Source organism: Microbacterium sp. Ld4, from assembly GCF_045066555.1.
Classification (GTDB): domain Bacteria; phylum Actinomycetota; class Actinomycetes; order Actinomycetales; family Microbacteriaceae; genus Microbacterium.
In genome coordinates this window covers 397,229-415,743 of the sequence record NZ_JBISHE010000013.1, presented here as the reverse complement: position 1 = coordinate 415,743, position 18,515 = coordinate 397,229, and the positions used below count along the sequence as shown (strand labels likewise).

Sequence of the window (18,515 nt, the reverse complement as noted above, 5' to 3'; positions counted from 1 at the left end):
CCCGCGGAGCAGCCGGTCAGTCGAGCAACTCGCCCTCGACGACGTCGTCGCCGGTGGGGTCTGGCGGGGTGGCGCCGGCGCTCGTGAGCGCGAGCTCCGAACCGTCGAGAGCCACGTCGACCCGCACGATGTCACCGTCGCGCACGCCACCCGACAGGAGCGCCATCGCGAGACGGTCCTGGATCTGCGACTGGATCAGCCGGCGGAGCGGGCGCGCCCCGAAGAGCGGGTCGTATCCGCGCTCGGCGAGCCATGCGCGCGCGTCGGGCGTGACCGCGAGGGTCAGCCGCCGATCCTTCAGGCGGCGCTGCAGCGCATAGACCGCGAGCTCGACGATCTGGGCGAGGTCCGACTCGCTGAGCGGGTCGAACACGACGATGTCGTCGAGTCGGTTGAGGAACTCGGGACGGAAGGCCTGGCGCACGAGCGCCATCACCTGATCGCGCTTCGACTCGGGCGACAGGGTCGGATCGATCAGCACGGGCGAGCCGATGTTGCTCGTCATGATCAGGATCGCGTTGGTGAAGTCGACGGTCCGCCCCTGGCCGTCGGTCAGCCGGCCGTCGTCGAACACCTGCAGCAGGATGTCGAACACTTCGGGGTGGGCCTTCTCGACCTCGTCGAGCAGCACCACCGAGTACGGGCGTCGCCGCACCGCCTCGGTCAGCTGGCCGCCCTGCTCGTAGCCGACGTAGCCGGGAGGGGCGCCCACGAGGCGTGCGACGGCGTGCTTCTCGCCGTACTCGCTCATGTCGATGCGCACCATCGCCCGCTCGTCGTCGAAGAGGAACTCGGCGAGCGCCTTCGCGAGCTCGGTCTTGCCGACACCGGTCGGCCCGAGGAACAGGAACGATCCGGTCGGACGGTTCGGGTCGCTGATCCCGGCTCGCGAGCGGCGCACGGCATCCGCCACCGTCTTCACCGCGGGCTTCTGCCCGATGAGCCGCTTGCCCAGCTCGGACTCGAGGTGCACGAGGCGCGAGGTCTCGCTCTGCAGGAGCTTTCCGACCGGGATGCCGGTCCACGCCGCGATGACATCGGCGATGTCCTCTTCGGTCACCCGATCGCCGACCATGCGCTCAGTGTCACCGGTCGCGGCTTTCTCGGCACTCTCGGCCTCGACGAGCTTGCGCTCGAGGGCGGGGATCTCGGCGTACAGCAGCCGCGACGCGCGCTCGAGGTCGCCCTCACGCTGGGCACGTTCGGCCTCGACGCGGAGGGCGTCGAGGCGGGTCTTGTAGTCGCCGACCGCGTTCAGCGAGGCGCGTTCGCGCTCCCATCGCTTCTGCAGCTCCTCGAGGTTCTGCTGGGCGGTCTCGAGCTGGTCGCGAAGGGTAGCGAGGCGCTCCTTCGAGGCGTCGTCCTTCTCCTTCTTGAGGGCGAGCTCCTCGAGGCGCAGCCGGTCGACGTGCCGGCGCAGCTCATCGATCTCGAGGGGCGCGGAGTCGATCTCCATGCGCAGCCGCGATGCGGCCTCGTCGATGAGGTCGATGGCCTTGTCGGGCAGCTGGCGCGCCGGGATGTAGCGATGCGACAGGGCGGCGGCGGCGATGAGCGCGCCGTCGGAGATCGCGACCTTGTGGTGGGCCTCGTACCGCTCCTTCAGCCCGCGGAGGATCGCGACGGTGTCCTCGACGCTCGGCTCGCCGACGTAGACCTGCTGGAAGCGGCGCTCGAGCGCGGCATCCTTCTCGATGAACTCTCGGTACTCGTCGAGCGTGGTGGCGCCGATGAGCCGCAGCTCGCCGCGCGCCAGCATGGGCTTGAGCATGTTCGACGCGGCGACGGAGCCTTCGCCGCCGCCCGCGCCCATGAGCGTGTGAAGCTCGTCGATGAACGTGATGACACGCCCCTCCGACTCGGTGATCTCCTTCAGCACGCTCTTGAGCCGCTCCTCGAACTGGCCGCGGTACATCGCGCCTGCGACGAGGGCCGAGATGTCGAGGGCGATGAGCTCCTTGTCCTTCAGCGACTCGGCGACGTCTCCGGCGACGATGCGCTGCGCGAGCCCTTCGACGACCGCCGTCTTGCCGACGCCCGGCGCACCGATGAGCACGGGGTTGTTCTTGGTGCGTCGGGTGAGCACCTGACTCACGCGACGGATCTCGCTGTCGCGGCCGATGACGGGATCGAGCCGACCCTGCCGGGCACGGTCGGTGAGGTTGATCCCGAACTGCTCGAGGGCGCTGGCCTGCTCCTCCTGCCCGGGTGCGGGTTGTGCGTTCATCGCGTCTCCTGACATCTCGCTAAAACTTGAGTCCTGCTGGCTCAAGTTTACCATTCGGCGACACCGGGCGGTGCGGCGATTCCGATCAGAGGATGCCGCTACGAGGCGACCTCGTCGACGCAGGCGAACCGCGAGCGGTAGGCCGTGGGCGTCGTTCCCAGGGTGCGCGCGAAGTTCTGGCGAAGCACCGCCGCCGATCCGAACCCGCACTCGTGCGCGATCGCATCGAGACCGAGCGAGGTCTGCTCGAGCAGTCGCTGCGCGTGGATGATGCGCTGCCGCCCCAGCCAGGCCGCGGGAGTCGTGCCGTAATCGGCCTTGAACCGCCGGGCGAACGTGCGCGGCGACATGTGCGCGCGGGCGGCGAGCTGCTCGATCGGCAGATCGAGCCGGAGGTTCTCGAGCATCCAGTCGGCGACCGGCGTGAGCGAGAGCGAGGTGGTCACCGGCAGCGGCGCCACGATGAACTGCGCCTGGCCTCCGTCACGCTGGGGCGGCACGACCATGCGGCGGGCGATGATGTTGGCGGCCTCGGCGCCGAGCTCGAGGCGGAGCAGGTGGAGGCACGCGTCGAGGCCGGCCGCCGTGCCGGCGCTCGTGATGATCCGGCCGTCCTGCACGTAGAGGACCGACGGGTCGACGTCGATGTCGGGGTACATCTCCGACAGCGTCTCTGCGTAGCGCCAGTGGGTCGTGGCGCGTCGCCCGCCGAGCACTCCCGCCGCGGCGACGACGAAGGCTCCGCTGCACACGGTGAGCAGCCAGGCGTCGCGCGCGACCGCCCCGCGGACCACATCCTGCACCCGCGGGTCGACGTCACCCCAGGCCTCGCGCGGGATCGGGGTGACCACGACGAGGTCGGCGGTCTCGGCGAATGACAGGTCGTCGTCGACATTGATCGAGAACCCGAGATTGCTCGGAACGACCCCGGGATCGGGAGTGACGATCCGGAAGTCGAAGTTGCGGATGCCGTCGTCGCTCCGATCGAGCCCGAACGCCTCGCACGCAAGACCGAACTCGAAGGGCGCGAACCCCGGCTGGACGATGCAGGCGACGGTCGTGAGCATGGCGATCTCCTTGGCAGGATTCCTGCGGACGGTGGCGTGACTGCCACTCGTGGCAGGATCAACGCAAGCATAGCGTTTCTGCCATGATCACTCTCCTGCTTTTCCTGCTCCTGTCCGCCGTCACCATCGCTGCCGTGGCCGGCACCGTCGTCGTCGTCCGGCGCGACGGCTACCGCCCGGCGAGGACGTGCGACGCGCCGTGCCGAACCGCGTGAGAGCGCCCCGGGCAGCTCACCGGCTGCGCGCGAGGTCGCGGGCGGCCGCGAGCAGGATGCCGGCGGAGCGCCCCCAGTCGAACGTCGCGATGTGCGCAGTCCCCGCCGCAACGAGGGCGTTCCGCACACCCGGGTCGTCGAGCGAACGCACGGCCGTCGCGACCGCCGCAGGGTCGAGCGGGTCGACGTACAGCGCACCGCCGCCCGCCACCTCGCGGAAGATCTCCATGTCGGTGATGACCGCCGGCACCCCCAGTGCGAGCGCTTCGGCGACGGGCAGACCGTAGCCCTCGTCGAGGCTCATCGTCACCAGGGCGGCGTGATCGGCGAGGAGCGCCGCGTACTCGGCATCCGTCACCCCGTCGTGGAAGACGATGTTGCCGCCCCCGGCGCCGAGCTGAGCCCGCCGTTCGGGGGTGATCCGCGAGAGCAGGTGAAGGGTGTGATCGGGCAGCCGGCGCATCGCCGCGACCAGCGTCTCGACGTTCTTGTACGGCATGAACGACCCCATGTAGACGAGGTTCCGCACCGGCTCGCCCTCGACCTGCGCCCCTGCGGGCAGGAGCTCCGCCAGTCGCTGCGGCGCGTTCGGGACGACCACGACCGGACGCCTGGTCAGCCGCACCCGCGCGAACTGGCGTGCGCTCGTCTCGCTGACGGTCGCCACGAGGTCGGCCGCGTTGAGCGTGAACCGCTGCGGCCAGTACGACAGGTGGAAGATCCGCCAGCCCACCCGCACCGGCCAGGGCAGCGCGCGCGGCGGCGTGCGGTGCCGGTAGTAGATCGTGTCGTGGAGCGTGAGGATCAATCCGAACCGGCGGCCCGCCGATCCGATCGTCTGCATCGGCGAGAAGACGACATCGGGGCGGTGGCGGTTCAGGATCCGGGCGGTGAACGGCTCGCGCACCGACGTCGGCGCGTGCAGCATCAGCGTCACGGCATCCGCCGGCAGCAGATCGCGCTGGGCGGGGTCGTGGATCAGGAACGTCACCTCGACGTCGCCCGCGGGTGCGGCGTCCGCGACCGCAGCGGCGAGTTCGGCCGAGTACCGGCTGATGCCGTCGTGGAAGTCGGTCCGGATGTACCGCGCGTCGAAGAACAGCCGCATGTCAGCTGGTGAGCGGCTCGCCGCGGTAGAGCTTCTCGAAGGTGTCGAGGGTGCGATCGATGTCGTGGATCTCGATGCCGGCGAGCGAGGCCTGCTGCATGCGCGAGTACTCCTCGGGCGACGCGGTCAGCACGGTGCGGAGCTTCGCGGCGAGGTCGTCGGCGTCGCCCGGCTCGAACAGGTAGCCGTTCTCGCCGTCGTGCACGAGGTGCGGCAGGGCCACGGCGTTGGCCGCGACGACCGGAAGACCCGACGCCATCGCTTCCATCGTCGCGATCGACTGCAGCTCGGCGATCGAGGCGATCGCGAACACGTCGGCGCGCGTGTACGTAACGCGCAGCTCCTCCTCGGACACCCGGCCGAGGAAGGTGACCCGGTCCTGCAGACCGAGGCGCTGCGTGGTGAGCTCGAGGTTCTTGCGCTGATCTCCGCCGCCGACGATGTCGAACACGACGTCGATTTCGGGCACGAGCTTCGCGATGGCCTCGAGGGTGACCTCGACGTGCTTCTCCGTCGTGAGCCGGCCGACGAAGAGCACCCGGCGACGCTGCGCGCGCGGCGTCAGGTCGGGCGTGTAGTTCGACTTGCGGATGCCGCAGCTGATCGGCACGACCCCCGAGATGTCGATCGTCTTCTCGAGGAACTCGGCGGCGTTGCGGGTCGGCGTCGTGACCGCGCGCGACATGGCGAACGTGCGCGCCGCATCTGCCCATGCCAGCTTGAGGAAGATGTTGTAGAGCCGCTGCGGCAGCAGCGTGAAGTCGAGGATGTTCTCGGGCATGATGTGGTTCGTCGCCACGACCGGGATGCCGCGCTGGTGAGCGATGCGGGTGAGACCTCGCCCGATCACGATGTGCGACTGGCTGTGCACGACGTCGGCGTCGACCGTGTCGAGGATGCGCCGCGAATAGTGCTTCGCCATCCACGGCAGCGCGAACCGGAGCCAGTCGTGCGGGTGCCAGCGCCAGCCGGGGAGGCGGTGCATGGTCAGCGGCTGACCCTCGATGACCTCGGTGAACACGCCGTGGTTGCGGTGGCCGACGCTGGGCGTCACGACGTGCACCTTGTGCCCGCGCTCGGCGAGGCCGGCCGCGAGACGCTCGGTGAAGCGCGCTCCGCCGTTCACGTCGGGCGAGAAGGTGTCCGCCGCGATGATCACGGTGAGGGGTCGGCGCTCGGCGACGGGCTCGCGCACGGGCTCGTCAGGGGGCGTCACGGTCACGGGTGGGCCAATCTGTGCGTCGGTGGCGCTGTGGGTGCGTCGCGATGCGAGACGGGTTCGCAGGTGCGCCGGTGAGCGAGTCTACCGGCGGGCCCCTGCCCAGCCTGAGAACAGCCGCCCCCGGGCGGGTCGTTCTGTCAGCGCACCGACAGAACGACCTGCACCGGGTGGTGGTCCGAGCCGAGCGGCGCGACGAACCGGCCCTTCGCCATCTTGCCGATGTTCGCCCAGCCGTAGACGACCGACCGCGACGGGCGCACGAGCACCTTGTCGACGTGGTCGCCCCACGTGACGCCGATGACGGGCTTCGTGCCCCGGGTCGGGTTCGCGCTGTTGTAGTGCTGACGCGTGAGCTTGCGCGACTCGTCGTAGGCGTCGTACCAGCCCGCCTTCTCGAGGATCTTCATCGACTTCTCGCTCGTCCGGGACTTGTGCGTGTTGAAGTCGCCGCTGATGACGACGCGCGCCTTCTTCCAGTCGGTGAGCGACCCGTGGCTCTTCGCGAGCTTGGCCAGCACGTTGTTCACGTACGGCCCGAGGCGGCTGGCCTCGTACTCGCGCTGCGCGACGGCCTTCGCACTGCCACCCACGACGAGGTGCGCGTTGAAGGCGACCACGTACTCGCCGGACCGGTTCTTCAACGCAGCCCAGGCGACGCCCTTGCCCGAGGTCGCGGCCTTCGAAGCGAAGCGGCTGAGGCCGGAGGTCGGCTTTCCCTTGGCGGCGGCGACCTTGCTGAACTCGCCGGCCCGGTAGAGGATGTCGGCCTGTCCGTCGTAGCCGAAGCGGTAGCCCGCGGGGGCCTTCTTGTACTTCGACGCCTCCTGCATCATCACTATGCCGGGCTTCATCTCGGCGATCCGGCGGTTGATGACGCCGGCGCGCGTGCCGAAACCGCTGCACGCGTTCGAGCAGATGTTCCACGTCACGACGGAGAACTTCGACGCGGATGCCGGGAGGGTCGCCTGCGCGGAGATCGTGCTGTGGCCGACGCGTCCGGCGGACGGACCGTAGACGACCTTGCCCTTGGCATCTTTCCACCACGCGCGCACCGCGACGTAGTGGTCGGTGCCGGGCTTGAGGCCCGAGATGGTCGCGCGCGTGCCGGTGACCGACGCGTTGGGGCTGCCGTCGGGAACGGCCTTCGCGTAGCTGGTCGACGCATGGACTTCATAGCCTTGGGCTTTGGGGACCGCGGGCCACGTCATCGTGAGGGTGGCGCCGGACGCCGTGAGGGAGGCGCCGGTGAAGCTGACGAGCCCGACACGGGCAGGACGAGCAGCCGCGGCTGCCGTCTCGACACCACTGGAAGACGGGGCCGCGACGGCGCTGAGGGTGGGGGTGGACAGGACGAGCACTGCCGCCAAAAGAATGGCTGACGCGCTGCGGATTACTGGGGGTTGCCGCATAGGCGGATGATAGCAACCTACGCTGGAGATCATGAGGCTTTTGTCAGACGCTGATCCGGCGCGGTGGGTTCCGATCGGTGGATCGTTCGGATTCCGCGGTCGACGGGCCCGCAAGAAGGCCATCGGGATGCTGCTCAGCCAGGCCGGCGCCGCCCTCGGCCGGGAGGCTCCCGGCAGCCGCGTCGCCGCGTGGGCGATGAGTCAGGCCATCCCCGCGCTCATGCGTCGCGCCGACGGCCGCGTGCTCGTGTGGGTGTGGAAGGACGACCCCGAGCTGATGGTCGTCATGGCGCAGTGCCAGGAGCTCACCCCACAGCTCCGCGTTGCGCGCGCGTCGATGCCGATCGAGTACGACGACACCCAGTCCTTCACGGGCTCGCCCCTCGGCGTCGGCGAGAAGCTCGAGATGTCGATGCCCGCCGATGCCCGCCAGACGCCGTTCGCGACGTACACCTGGGACACCAGTTCGCACCTCGTGACCGTCACCGCCGTGATCTCCGACCGCGAGCGCTTCGGCACCGTCATCGGCGAGGTCGACCGCCTCGCGCGCACCCTGCGCCTCGCGGGCGACGTCACCCTGGGCGGCGAATCGCAGACCCTGCGGATCGACCCGGCCTGAGCCTCCCGAAGGTTCCCGCTGGTTCAGGCGCCGGGGTTCTCAGTCGTCGAGCGGAAGCTGCGGGCGCCAGAGGACGACATCCGTCGCGCGGCGCACCCGGGTTCCCTGTCGCAGTGTGACGACCGACCCGGTCGCTCCGGCCGCGAACACGCGGGCCCCACGGCGCTGGGCCACCTCGGCGCGCAGCCGGTGATCGAGCTCGGTGACCTCGCGGCGCAGCACCCGCACCTCGTTCTCGAGGGCGATGATGCGCGAGATGGCCGGAAGGCTGACCCCGTCGGCCGACATCTGGGCGACTTCCCGCAGCTGCCCGACGTGGCGGAGGGAGTACCGGCGCGACCCGCCACGGGTGCGCGCCGGAACCACCAGCCCCAGCCGGTCGTACTGACGGAGAGTCTGAGGGTGCATGCCCGCGAGCTCGGCGGCCATCGCGATCGCGAGGATCGGCGCGTCTTCATCGAGGGTCTCGTCGGACATGGGTCTCACCTCATTCCCTCGCCTTGGCCATCAGGTCGGCGCGCGGGTTCTCCTTGGGCTCGAGGTCGGCGAACTGCTGCAGGGCTTCCCGCGCCCGCTCGTCGAGATGGGTCGGAACCGCGACCTGGACCTCGGCGAGCAGATCGCCGGTGCCCTTCGCGTTCTGCACCCCGCGCCCCTTGACGCGGAGCACCCGGCCCGACGGCGTTCCCGGGGCGACCCGGAGCTTCACCGTGTCGCCGCCGAGGGTCGGCACCTCGATCGTCGCGCCCAGAGTTGCCTCCGTGAACGTGATCGGCACGGTGACCCGCAGGTTCAGCCCGTCCCGCGTGAACACCGGATGCGGGCGGACCGTGACCGAGAGCACGATGTCACCGGTCTCGCCGCCGTCCGGAGACGGACGGCCGCGGCCTCGGAGCCGGATCTTCTGACCGTCCGAGACCCCTGCGGGGACCTTGACCTTGATCGGCTTGCCGTCTTCGCCCTTGAGCGTGATGGTGTCGCCCTTGACCGCGGTCGTGAAATCGAGCGTGGTCCGCGCCGTGACGTCAGAGCCGCGCTGCGGACCTCCGAAGCCGCGGAATCCGCCGCTCGGCTGGCCGAACCGGCCCGAGCCGAAGCCGCCGCCCTGCTGGCCGAACATCGCGAACAGGTCGTCGAAGTCGGCCGACTGGGCACCGCTGTTCGGGGTCGAGAACCTGCTGAAGACATCCTCGAACCCGCCGCCGCTCGCTCCCGGCTGGAAGCGAGCACCCGTGCCCATGGCGCGGAGCTGGTCGTACTCGGCGCGCTGCTCTTTGTCGCTGAGCACCGAGTACGCCTCGCTGACCTCTTTGAACTTCGCCTCGGCGGCGGGATCGCCCGCGTTCGAGTCGGGGTGGTAGGTGCGCGCCAGCTTGCGGTACGTCTTCTTCAGATCGGCATCCGTGACGTCCTTGGATACTCCGAGGACCTTGTAGAAATCCTTGTCGAACCAGTCCTGACTGGCCATTGCGCCTCCTCTCCCTTACTCGGCCGGAACCGCGACCACGACCTTCGCCGGGCGAAGCTCGATGTCGCCGAGGCGGTAGCCGGTTTCGACGACCTCGAGGATCGTCGACTCGGTCGCGCCGGGCGTCGGCGCCTGGAAGATCGCCTCGTGCTGCTGCGGGTCGAAGACCTCGCCGGCCTCGCCGTAGCGCTCGACGCCCAGGCGGGCGACGACGACGCGGAGCTTCTCGGCGATCGCGGTGAGAGCCGTGCCCTCACCGAGGTCGCCGTGCTTCTCGGCGCGGTCGAGGTCGTCGAGCACCGGGAGCAGGCCCTTGGCGACCGAGCCCTTGGCCCGGGCGATCTCGACCTCGCGCTGCTCTTCGGTGCGACGCCGATAGTTGGCGTACTCCGCCTGCAGGCGCTTGAGGTCGAGCAGCAGGTCCTGATCGCCTTCGGCATCCGCGACGGCAGCCTCATCGGACTGTGCCGCCCCGAGGATGTCGTCGACGGTCAACTCGTCGGGCTGCGTGTCGGTCGACTCTGCAGCGGTGTCATCCGATGCGGCCTGGGCCCCCTGCGGGGCGGGGCCGGAAGCGTTCGCCTCCGGCCCCTCCTCGCCGAGGACCTCGTCGCCGTCATCGGGCTGTTCGAAGTCCTTGTCGGCCATGATTACTTCTTCTCGTCCTCGTCGTCCACGACCTCGGCGTCGACGACGTCCTCGTCGGAGGCACCCTGGGCGGGCTGCTCACCTTCGGGGGCGTCGGTCGGCGCCTGAGCGGCATCCGCCTGGCCGGAGTTGTAGATGGCTTCGCCGATCTTCGACTGCGACGCGTTGAGCTTGTCGAACGCATCCTTCACCGCGTCGTCGTTGTCACCGGCGAGCGCCGTCTTGAGGGCGTCGACGTCGGCCTGGACCTCGGTCTTCACATCCTCGGGCAGCTTGTCGGCGTTCTCGGAGATGAGCTTCTCGATCGAGTACGAGAGCGTCTCGGCCTGGTTGCGGATCTCCGCGGCCTCGCGACGCTTCTTGTCCTCGGCCGCGTGCTCCTCGGCCTCGCGCACCATGCGCTCGATGTCGTCCTTCGGCAGCGACGAGCCGCCGGTGATCGTCATCGACTGCTCCTTGCCGGTGCCCTTGTCCTTCGCGGACACGTGCACGATGCCGTTGGCGTCGATGTCGAAGGTGACCTCGATCTGCGGGATGCCACGGGGAGCCGGGGCGATTCCGGTGAGCTCGAAGGTGCCGAGCGGCTTGTTGTCGCGCGTGAAGTCGCGCTCACCCTGGAAGACCTGGATCGCGACCGACGGCTGGTTGTCGTCGGCGGTCGTGAAGGTCTCGCTGCGCTTGGTCGGGATGGCCGTGTTGCGCTCGATGAGCTTCGTCATGATGCCGCCCTTGGTCTCGATGCCGAGGCTGAGGGGGGTCACGTCGATGAGCAGCACGTCCTTGCGCTCACCCTTGAGGACACCGGCCTGAAGGGCGGCGCCCACGGCGACGACCTCATCGGGGTTCACGCTCTTGTTCGGCTCCTGGCCGCCGGTGAGCTTCTTGACGAGCTCGGTGACCTGGGGCATGCGGGTCGATCCACCGACGAGCACGACGTGGTCGATGTCGCCGACCTTGATGCCCGCTTCGCGGATGACGTCGTCGAACGGCTTCTTGGTGCGGTCGAGGAGGTCCTTGGTGAGGTCCTCGAACTTCGCCCGCGAGAGCGTCTCGGACAGCGACACGGGGCCGGAGTCGGTCAGCGACAGGTACGGCAGGTTGATGGAGGTCGAGGTCGAGCCCGACAGCTCCTTCTTGGCCTGCTCGGCCGCTTCCTTCAGACGCTGCAGCGCGATCTTGTCGCCCGAGACGTCGACACCGGTCGTGTCCTTGAACTGCTTGATCAGGTAGTCGACGACGCGCTGGTCCCAGTCGTCACCGCCGAGACGGTTGTCACCGGAGGTCGAGCGCACCTGGATCGTGGAGAAGTCGTCGTCCTTGCCCACTTCGAGCAGCGAGACGTCGAACGTTCCGCCACCGAGGTCGAAGACGAGGATGAGCTCGTCCTCCTTGCCCTTGTCGAGGCCGTAGGCGAGCGCCGCGGCGGTGGGCTCGTTGATGATGCGCAGAACGTTGAGTCCCGAGATCTCACCGGCCTCCTTGGTGGCCTGGCGCTCCGCGTCGTTGAAGTACGCGGGCACCGTGATGACGGCATCCGTCACCGTGTCGCCCAGGTACTGCTCGGCGTCGCGCTTGAGCTTCTGGAGGATGCGGGCCGAGATCTCCTGCGGCGTGTAGTTCTTGCCGTCGATCGCCTGGGTCTTCCAGTCGGTGCCCATGTGACGCTTGACCGAGGTCAGCGTGCGGTCGACGTTGGTGACGGCCTGGCGCTTGGCGGTCTCGCCGACGAGCACCTCGCCGTCCTTCGTGAATGCGACCACCGAGGGGGTGGTGCGGAAGCCCTCGGCGTTGGCGATGACCTTCGGCTCGCCGCCTTCGAGGACACTGACGACCGAGTTGGTCGTTCCGAGGTCGATTCCCACTGCACGTGCCATGTGTGTCTCCTTCGTATGGATCTACGTCGATGAAAAGTCTTCTCGCAGCCCCGACGTGAACCTGAGTCGCGATGGCTCAAGGCTACTCCGGCGCTCTCGGAGAGTCAAACCAACTTGAGCCGATACATATCAACTTTGCAGGATGCCGATCCCGAACCCGTCCGCGAACGCCGAAACGCGCCGTCTGGGGACGGCGCGTTTCGGGTGCGGGAGTCGGGCGTCAGGCGGGCGTGGCCCCCCGGCGCCGGACGTGATGCCCTTGCCCCGGGATGGCCGCGATCAGGGCCTGCGTGTAGGGATCGGTGGGCGCGGTGAGGATCCGCTCCGCGGTGCCCATCTCGACCACGCGTCCCTGGCGCATCACGGCGACGCGGTCAGCGATCTCGGCGACGACGCCGAGATCGTGGGTGATGAACAGGTAGCTGAGCCCGCGCTCGTGCTGCAGCTGGGCGAGCAGGTCGAGGATCTGCGCCTGCACCGACACGTCGAGCGCCGAGACCGCCTCGTCGAGCACGAGGAACTCGGGGTCGAGCGCGAGGGCACGCGCGATCGCGACGCGCTGGCGCTGACCGCCGGAGAGCTCGTCGGGGTAGCGCGCGAGGATCGCCTGCGGCAGCGCCGTCTGCTCCACGAGCTGACGGACCTTCATGAGGTGGGATGCCGCGTCGCCCTCACCCAGCGAGCGGAGCGGCTCGCCGATGAGCTGAGCCACGGTCAACCGCGGGTTCAGCGAGTCGTACGGGCTCTGGTAGACGAGCTGGAAGCGTCGCCGCAGCTGCCGGAGCGCGCTTGCGCCGAGGTTCGTGATGTCCTCACCGTCGAACTCGACGGTTCCCGAGGTCGGCTCCTCGAGCCGCAGCACGACGCGGGCCAGGGTGCTCTTGCCGCTCCCCGACTCCCCCACGACGGCGAGCGTCTCGCCGCGCCGGATGTGGAGAGACACGTCGTCGACCGCGATGACCTCCTTCTCGCCTCCGCGACGCCCGGACGGCGGGAGCGGGAAGGCCTTCACGAGGTTCGAGACGGTGACGATGCGGTCGTCGTCGCGCAGCCCGCGCTTCGCGGTCGCAACCGAGCGGCGGGCATGGCTGCCGAGATCGGGCGACGCCGCGATCAGCTGGCGGGTGTACTCGGCTGTCGGCGACGAGATCACCTGCGCGGTGGGGCCGGCGTCGACGATCGAGCCGTCTTTCATGACGATGATGCGGTCGGCCCGGTCGGCCGCCACTCCGAGGTCGTGCGTGATGAGGAGGATCGAGGTGCCGAACTCGTCGGCGAGGTGGTCGAGGTGGTCGAGCACCTGCTTCTGGACGGTGACGTCGAGCGCGCTCGTGGGCTCGTCGGCGATGACCAGCTGGGGCCGCGCAGCGAGCGCGGTCGCGATGAGCGCACGCTGTCGCATGCCGCCCGAGAACTGGTACGGGTACTGCCGGGCGCGCTCGTGAGGGTGCGTGATGCCGGCCATCTCGAGCAGTTCGATCGCGCGGGCACTCGCCTCTGCGCGCGTCGCCAGCCGGTGGATGCGGAGCGGCTCGGCGACCTGCGGGCCGACGCGGCGCACCGGGTTGAGCGAGAGCGACGGGTCCTGGGGGACGAGCCCGATGCGGCGCCCGCGCACGCTCCGCCAGTGCTTCTCGGGCCGCCCCGAGAGCTGCTCCCCCTCGAGGTGGATCGACCCCGAGGTCACCCGCGCGTTCGGCGGCAGCAGGTTGATGATCGCGTGGGCGATCGTGCTCTTGCCGGAGCCCGACTCTCCGACGACGGCGACGACCTCGCCCGCGCCGATCTCGAAGTCGATGCCGTGGACGGCCTCGACCTCGCGGTCGCCCATGCGGTAGGCGACGGTCAGGTCGCGCACGGCGAGCAGCGTGCTGCGCGGCGAGCCGGGCGCGGCATCCGCTGCGGGAAGGTCGGACGTCGTCATCGACACGGGAGTCTCCTCGGAGGGCGGGGGCGGGGCGGAGCTCATGCGGTGCGCTCCAGAGCAGGGCGGCGGGGGTGGAACTCCCACCCCGGAACGAGGTAGCGCATCGCGGTCGCGTCGTCACGGCCGCCCAGCCCCTCCCGTAGGTAGAGCTCGTGGGCGGCGGCGACCCGCTCGGGGTCGAGCACGACGCCGAGGCCCGGGGCGGTGGGCACGGTGATCGTGCCGCCGCGGATGACGGGCGGATCGACCGTGAGCTCCTGACCGTCCTGCCAGATCCAGTGGGTGTCGACGGCGGTCGGCGTGCCGGGCGCGGCCGCGGCGACATGCGTGAACATCGCCAGGCTGACGTCGAAGTGGTTGTTCGAGTGCGAACCCCACTGCAGCCCGAAGTCATCGCACAGCTGAGCGACGCGCACCGATCCGGCCATGGTCCAGAAGTGCGGGTCGGCGAGCGGGATGTCGACGGCCTGCGTCCGGACGGCGTGGGCCATCTCGCGCCAGTCCGTCGCGATCATGTTGGTCGCGGTCCGCAGGCCCGTGGCGCGGCGGAACTCCGCCATCGTCTCGCGCCCCGAGAAGCGCCCCTCCGGCCCGACGGGGTCTTCGGCGTACGCGAGGATGCCGTTCAGGCGTCGCCCGATCCGGATCGCCTCCTCGAGCGGCCAGCTGCCGTTCGGGTCGAGCGTCACGCGGGCGCCCGGGAACGACTCGGCGAGGGCCATGACGATGTCGGCCTCGGTGCCGGGTCGCAGGACGCCGCCCTTGAGCTTGAAATCGCGGAACCCGTACTTCTCCTGCGCCGCACGGGCGAGCGTGACGACGCCCTCGGCGTCGAGCGCCGGGCGCCGGCAAGCGTCCTCCCAGGAGCCGGGCGCTCCGCCGCCGGCGAGGTAGGGCAGATCCGTCGCGGCCGAGTCGCCGATGAAGAAGAGGTAGCCGAGCACGTCGACCTCGTCGCGCTGGCGCCCGTCGCCGAGCAGCGCGCTGACGGGCAGCTCGAGCTGCTGACCGAGGAGGTCGAGCAGCGCGCTCTCCCACGCGGTCACGACGTGCACGGCGATGCGCTGGTCGAAGGTCTGGTCGCCCCGGCCGCCGACGTCGAGATGGGCGAGCGCGTCGCCGACCGTGCGGAGCGTCTCGCGGTAGGCGGCGACCGCCGTGCCGATGACCAGAGATCCGGATGCCTCGAGCGCGGTGCGGATGGGCTCGCCGCCCGGCACCTCGCCGATGCCGACGCGGCCGTCGACGTCGGTCAGCCGCACCAGATTGCGCGTGAAGAACGGGCCGTGTGCACCGCTGAGGTTCAGCAGCATGCTGTCGTGACCCGCAACCGGGATCACGTCATAGGAGACCACGATGGGTGTGCTCATCCGATCCTCGCCTTCGACGTCGAATGACCTCACGATAGGCACAGGGGACCAGTGCCATCAAAGGCTTCTATCGCATGGAGTCATGCACCATCGGCATCGATGGCCGGAACCGGGAGCGAATCCTCGAGGCACGCGTCGAGGATTCGGAGCGCTTCGGGGAGGAGTGCGTTGCCCGACTCCGCACTCCACGCCACGTCGAGCCGCACCCGGTTGACGTCGTCCGACCGGTCGTCGGGAGAGAGCCGGCGGAAGGTGACCCCGGCGATGGGGAGGCCGCGCGCGGATTCGGGAACGAGGGCGAAGCCGAGCCCGGCGCTGACGAGGGCGAGGAGCGCGGGGACCTGGCCGGCGTACTGCACGATGCGGGGGTGCACACCGGCGCGGACGAACATCGACAGCAGCAGGTCGTGGAAGTAGCGCGCGCCGCCCGGTGAGTACATGAGAAGCGGCTGGTCGCTGGTGTCGGACAGGAAGAGCGGGTCGGCGAGCTCGGCCAGGCGGGAGTCGGCCGGTACCGCGAGGATCAGCTTCTCGTCGAGCACGTGCCGCGACCGCACCCCGGGCCGTTCGAGGATCGGGCGCAGGAGGCCGAGGTCGACCGTGCCCTTCTCGATCTCCTCCATCTGGTCGGCGGTGACGAGTTCGCGCAGCAGCAGGGTCACGCCCGGAAGCTCGCGCGTCGCCCGGCGGATGAACGCGGGGAGGATGCTCTGCCCGGCCATGGCCGTGTACGAGACGGTGAGCGTGCCCGATGCCCCCGTGCCCACCGATCGCACGTCGGCCGTGGCCTTGGCCGCGAGGTCGATGATGCGACGGGCGCTCGGGAGGAGCGTCCGTCCGGCTTCGGTGAGCTGCACCCGGCGACTGGTGCGCTCGAACAGGCGCGTCTCGAGCTCGCGCTCGAGCTGCTGGATCTGCCGGCTGAGCGGGGGCTGCGTCATCCGCAGGCGGGTCGCCGCCTGACCGAAGTGAAGCTCTTCCGCCACGGCGACGAAGCACTCGAGTTGAACCAGTGACAGCATCAATGCCCTCCCGACATCAATCGGTGCAAATTATGGTTTGCGAGAGTATTCATCGCAACCATAGCGTCGTCAGTGATCGGCCGTGGCATCGGTGCCCGCCGAGGACCCAGGGAGTTACCGATGCTCGACAGAATCCTCTTCTTCCCCGTCACGCCCTTCGACAAGGAGGATGCCGTCGACCGCGATGCGCTGACCGAGCACATCTCTCAGGGGCTCGATCACCGACCCGGTGGCGTGTTCGCCGCGTGCGGCACGGGCGAGTTCCACGCCCTCGGGCCCGACGACTACGCCACCGTCGTCCGCACCGCCGCCTCGGTCACGTCGGGCCGCGCCCCCCTCTTCGTCGGCGCCGGAGGTCCGCTGCCCATCGCGATCGCGCAGGTCACCGAGGCCGAACGCGCAGGAGCCGACGGCATCCTGCTCCTGCCGCCCTACCTGACGGCCGGACCCGACGCGGGCCTCATCGCTTACGTCCGCCGCGTCGCCGCCGCCACGTCGCTGCCGATCATCGCCTACCACCGGGGCACCGCCCGCTTCACGGAGCACTCCGCGCTCGAGATCGCCAAGATCCCGAACGTCATCGGCCTCAAGGACGGCGTCGGCGAGATCGACGTGATCACCCGGATCGTCCGAGCGGTGCGCGACAGCGACATCGCCGGCGCCGCGGACTTCCAGTTCTTCAACGGCCTGCCCACGGCGGAGATCGCGCAGACGGCGTACCGCGCGATCGGCGTCCCGCTGTACTCGTCCGCCTCCTTCGCGTTCGCCCCCGACATCGCGCTCGCGTACTTCGCGGCCCTCGAGGCGCAGGACCAGGCGACCGTCGCCCGACTCGACGGCGCGTTCTTCCACCCCCTCGTGCGGTTGCGCAACGAGGTGCCGGGCTACGCGGTCTCGCTCATCAAGACCGGCGTCGCGCGGTTCACGGGCGTCGCCTCGGGACACGTGCGTCCGCCGCTGGTCGACACGAGCCCCGAGCACGCCGAACGCCTCATCGACATCGTCGGCGCCGCGCGCCGGGTGCTGTCGGACTCGCTCGCCGGAACCCGCTGAGGACACCGCCGTGACCGGTCACGCCATCAGCGGCATCCGGATCGTCCCGGTCGCGTTCCGCGACCTGCCCCTGCTGAACACCGTGGGGGTGCACGAGCCGTTCGCGCTGCGGGCGATCGTCGAGATCCGGACCGACAGCGGCGTGACCGGTCTCGGCGAGACCTACGGCGACGCGGGGCACCTGCGGCGCCTCGACGCGGCTGCGGCTGCGCTCATCGGCTGCGACGTGTTCGCGACGAACGAGCTGCGCGCCCGCGTCAGCCGGTCACTCGTGAGCGATGCGGTCGTCGGCGGGCACGGGATGTCGGGCATGGTCACCGGCAGCAGCACGGCCGACCGCGTGCTGTCGGCGTTCGAGGTCGCCGCGCTCGATGTGCAGGGCAAGGTGCGCGAGGTTCCCGTGAGCGCGCTGCTCGGCGGCGCGGTGCGGAGCCGGGTGCCGTTCAGCGGCTACCTGTTCTACAAGTGGGCCGGTCACCCCGGCGAGCCCGAGGACGAGTGGGGCGCCGCGCTCGACCCCGAGGGGATCGTCGCGCAGGCGCGTCGCATCGTCGACGAGTACGGCTTCGGTGCCCTCAAGCTCAAGGGCGGCGTCTTCGCCCCCGAGGAGGAGGTCGAGGCCGTCCGGGCGCTCCGCCGGGAGTTCCCCGACCACCCGATCCGTATCGACCCGAACGGGGCGTGGACCGTCGACACGTCGGTGGCCGTCGCGGAGGCGCTGACCGGAGTGATCGAGTACCTCGAGGACCCGACGCCGACGATCGAGGGGATGGCTGCCGTGCGCAGACGTACCGGCATCCCGCTCGCGACCAACATGGCGGTCGTGAGCTTCGCCGATGTCGCGCCCGCCCTCCGCGCCGGCGCCGTCGACGTCGTCTTGTCCGATCACCACTTCTGGGGCGGTCTCGAGCGGTCGCGGCTGCTGGCGGGCATCGCGGAATCGGTCGGGTGGGGGCTGTCGATGCACTCGAACTCCCACCTCGGCATCAGCCTGGCGGCCATGGTCCACCTGGCCGCGTCGACCCCAGTGCTCGACTACGCGTGCGACACGCACTGGCCGTGGAAGCGCGCCGATGAGGACGTCATCACCGCCGGTGCGCTCACGTTCGACGGGGGCGCGGTCGCCGTTCCCGGCGGCCCCGGGCTCGGGGTGACGCTCGACGAAGATGCGCTGCAGCGCCTGCATCGGCAGTACCTCGATTCCGGCATCCGCGAGCGTGACGACACCGGGTATATGCGGCGCTTCGAGCCCGCGTTCGACCCGTCGCCGGCCCGATGGTGACGGC

At 69.8% G+C, this 18,515-nt stretch carries 16 protein-coding genes; 4 read left to right on the top strand and 12 right to left on the bottom strand.

Annotated features, from left to right (window positions below; translation table 11 throughout):
* Nucleotides 1-16 precede the first annotated feature (16 nt).
* Complete coding sequence (locus tag ACJJV7_RS12675; RefSeq protein WP_405374212.1) at nt 17-2,227, bottom strand: ATP-dependent Clp protease ATP-binding subunit; 2,211 nt, start codon at nt 2,225-2,227, stop codon at nt 17-19.
* 98 nt (nt 2,228-2,325) lie between these two features.
* Nucleotides 2,326-3,294 carry a GlxA family transcriptional regulator gene (locus tag ACJJV7_RS12670; RefSeq protein ID WP_405374214.1) on the bottom strand — a complete coding sequence of 323 codons (969 nt, stop codon included), beginning with the start codon at nt 3,292-3,294 and terminating at the stop codon, nt 2,326-2,328.
* Between the two features lie 83 nt (nt 3,295-3,377).
* Here ACJJV7_RS12670 and ACJJV7_RS12665 point away from each other — a divergent pair, with 83 nt between their 5' ends.
* Nucleotides 3,378-3,509, top strand: a complete 132-nt coding sequence (locus ACJJV7_RS12665; RefSeq protein WP_405374216.1) for a hypothetical protein — start codon at nt 3,378-3,380, stop codon at nt 3,507-3,509.
* A 16-nt stretch (nt 3,510-3,525) separates the two neighbouring features.
* Here ACJJV7_RS12665 and ACJJV7_RS12660 read toward each other — a convergent pair whose 3' ends face one another.
* The 3 genes from ACJJV7_RS12660 to ACJJV7_RS12650 all read right to left on the bottom strand — a co-directional run bounded on the left by ACJJV7_RS12660 (nt 3,526) and on the right by ACJJV7_RS12650 (nt 7,197).
* Nucleotides 3,526-4,617, bottom strand: a complete 1,092-nt coding sequence (locus tag ACJJV7_RS12660) for a glycosyltransferase (RefSeq protein WP_405374218.1) — start codon at nt 4,615-4,617, stop codon at nt 3,526-3,528.
* A gap of 1 nt (nt 4,618) precedes the next feature.
* On the bottom strand, nt 4,619-5,839 hold the full coding sequence (locus ACJJV7_RS12655; RefSeq protein WP_405374220.1) for a glycosyltransferase: 1,221 nt from the start codon (nt 5,837-5,839) through the stop codon (nt 4,619-4,621).
* Between the two features lie 137 nt (nt 5,840-5,976).
* A complete protein-coding gene (locus tag ACJJV7_RS12650) occupies nt 5,977-7,197 on the bottom strand; it encodes a hypothetical protein (protein WP_405374222.1) in 1,221 nt (406 codons plus the stop codon).
* An 82-nt stretch (nt 7,198-7,279) separates the two neighbouring features.
* Between ACJJV7_RS12650 and ACJJV7_RS12645 the strand changes: the two genes are divergently transcribed.
* A complete protein-coding gene (locus ACJJV7_RS12645; RefSeq protein WP_405374223.1) occupies nt 7,280-7,867 on the top strand; it encodes a hypothetical protein in 588 nt (195 codons plus the stop codon).
* A gap of 39 nt (nt 7,868-7,906) precedes the next feature.
* Here the strand turns inward: ACJJV7_RS12645 and ACJJV7_RS12640 are convergent, their stop codons facing one another.
* The 7 genes from ACJJV7_RS12640 to ACJJV7_RS12610 all read right to left on the bottom strand — a co-directional run bounded on the left by ACJJV7_RS12640 (nt 7,907) and on the right by ACJJV7_RS12610 (nt 16,176).
* Complete coding sequence (locus ACJJV7_RS12640) at nt 7,907-8,344, bottom strand: heat shock protein transcriptional repressor HspR (protein ID WP_405374225.1); 438 nt, start codon at nt 8,342-8,344, stop codon at nt 7,907-7,909.
* A gap of 10 nt (nt 8,345-8,354) precedes the next feature.
* On the bottom strand, nt 8,355-9,335 hold the full coding sequence (locus ACJJV7_RS12635) for a DnaJ C-terminal domain-containing protein (protein ID WP_405374226.1): 981 nt from the start codon (nt 9,333-9,335) through the stop codon (nt 8,355-8,357).
* 15 nt (nt 9,336-9,350) lie between these two features.
* Entirely contained in the window at nt 9,351-9,983 is a 633-nt protein-coding gene (locus tag ACJJV7_RS12630; RefSeq protein WP_405374228.1) for a nucleotide exchange factor GrpE, read from the bottom strand.
* A 2-nt stretch (nt 9,984-9,985) separates the two neighbouring features.
* Nucleotides 9,986-11,857 (bottom strand): molecular chaperone DnaK, encoded by a 1,872-nt coding sequence (dnaK, locus tag ACJJV7_RS12625; protein WP_405374230.1) that lies wholly within the window; start codon nt 11,855-11,857, stop codon nt 9,986-9,988.
* Between the two features lie 220 nt (nt 11,858-12,077).
* Nucleotides 12,078-13,781 carry a dipeptide ABC transporter ATP-binding protein gene (locus ACJJV7_RS12620; protein ID WP_405374933.1) on the bottom strand — a complete coding sequence of 568 codons (1,704 nt, stop codon included), beginning with the start codon at nt 13,779-13,781 and terminating at the stop codon, nt 12,078-12,080.
* 41 nt (nt 13,782-13,822) lie between these two features.
* Entirely contained in the window at nt 13,823-15,154 is a 1,332-nt protein-coding gene (locus tag ACJJV7_RS12615) for an enolase C-terminal domain-like protein (protein WP_405374232.1), read from the bottom strand.
* 80 nt (nt 15,155-15,234) lie between these two features.
* Entirely contained in the window at nt 15,235-16,176 is a 942-nt protein-coding gene (locus ACJJV7_RS12610; protein ID WP_405374234.1) for a LysR family transcriptional regulator, read from the bottom strand.
* Between the two features lie 120 nt (nt 16,177-16,296).
* Between ACJJV7_RS12610 and ACJJV7_RS12605 the strand changes: the two genes are divergently transcribed.
* Nucleotides 16,297-17,229, top strand: coding sequence for a 5-dehydro-4-deoxyglucarate dehydratase (locus ACJJV7_RS12605; RefSeq protein ID WP_405374235.1), 933 nt, complete (start codon nt 16,297-16,299; stop codon nt 17,227-17,229).
* A 10-nt stretch (nt 17,230-17,239) separates the two neighbouring features.
* Complete coding sequence (locus tag ACJJV7_RS12600) at nt 17,240-18,511, top strand: glucarate dehydratase family protein (protein WP_405374237.1); 1,272 nt, start codon at nt 17,240-17,242, stop codon at nt 18,509-18,511.
* Nucleotides 18,512-18,515: the final 4 nt, after the last annotated feature.

What these genes read in the sequence shown, in the direction of transcription:
- ACJJV7_RS12640 (WP_405374225.1), bottom strand. Translation starts at nt 8,344, where the DNA reads ATGTCCGACGAGACCCTCGATGAAGACGCGCCGATCCTCGCGATCGCG.
- ACJJV7_RS12670 (WP_405374214.1), bottom strand. Translation starts at nt 3,294, where the DNA reads ATGCTCACGACCGTCGCCTGCATCGTCCAGCCGGGGTTCGCGCCCTTC.
- ACJJV7_RS12615 (WP_405374232.1), bottom strand. Translation starts at nt 15,154, where the DNA reads ATGAGCACACCCATCGTGGTCTCCTATGACGTGATCCCGGTTGCGGGT.
- ACJJV7_RS12605 (WP_405374235.1), top strand. Translation starts at nt 16,297, where the DNA reads ATGCTCGACAGAATCCTCTTCTTCCCCGTCACGCCCTTCGACAAGGAG.
- ACJJV7_RS12610 (WP_405374234.1), bottom strand. Translation starts at nt 16,176, where the DNA reads ATGCTGTCACTGGTTCAACTCGAGTGCTTCGTCGCCGTGGCGGAAGAG.
- ACJJV7_RS12635 (WP_405374226.1), bottom strand. Translation starts at nt 9,335, where the DNA reads ATGGCCAGTCAGGACTGGTTCGACAAGGATTTCTACAAGGTCCTCGGA.
- ACJJV7_RS12660 (WP_405374218.1), bottom strand. Translation starts at nt 4,617, where the DNA reads ATGCGGCTGTTCTTCGACGCGCGGTACATCCGGACCGACTTCCACGAC.
- ACJJV7_RS12675 (WP_405374212.1), bottom strand. Translation starts at nt 2,227, where the DNA reads ATGAACGCACAACCCGCACCCGGGCAGGAGGAGCAGGCCAGCGCCCTC.
- dnaK (WP_405374230.1), bottom strand. Translation starts at nt 11,857, where the DNA reads ATGGCACGTGCAGTGGGAATCGACCTCGGAACGACCAACTCGGTCGTC.
- ACJJV7_RS12665 (WP_405374216.1), top strand. Translation starts at nt 3,378, where the DNA reads ATGATCACTCTCCTGCTTTTCCTGCTCCTGTCCGCCGTCACCATCGCT.
- ACJJV7_RS12620 (WP_405374933.1), bottom strand. Translation starts at nt 13,781, where the DNA reads ATGACGACGTCCGACCTTCCCGCAGCGGATGCCGCGCCCGGCTCGCCG.
- ACJJV7_RS12630 (WP_405374228.1), bottom strand. Translation starts at nt 9,983, where the DNA reads ATGGCCGACAAGGACTTCGAACAGCCCGATGACGGCGACGAGGTCCTC.
- ACJJV7_RS12645 (WP_405374223.1), top strand. Translation starts at nt 7,280, where the DNA reads ATGAGGCTTTTGTCAGACGCTGATCCGGCGCGGTGGGTTCCGATCGGT.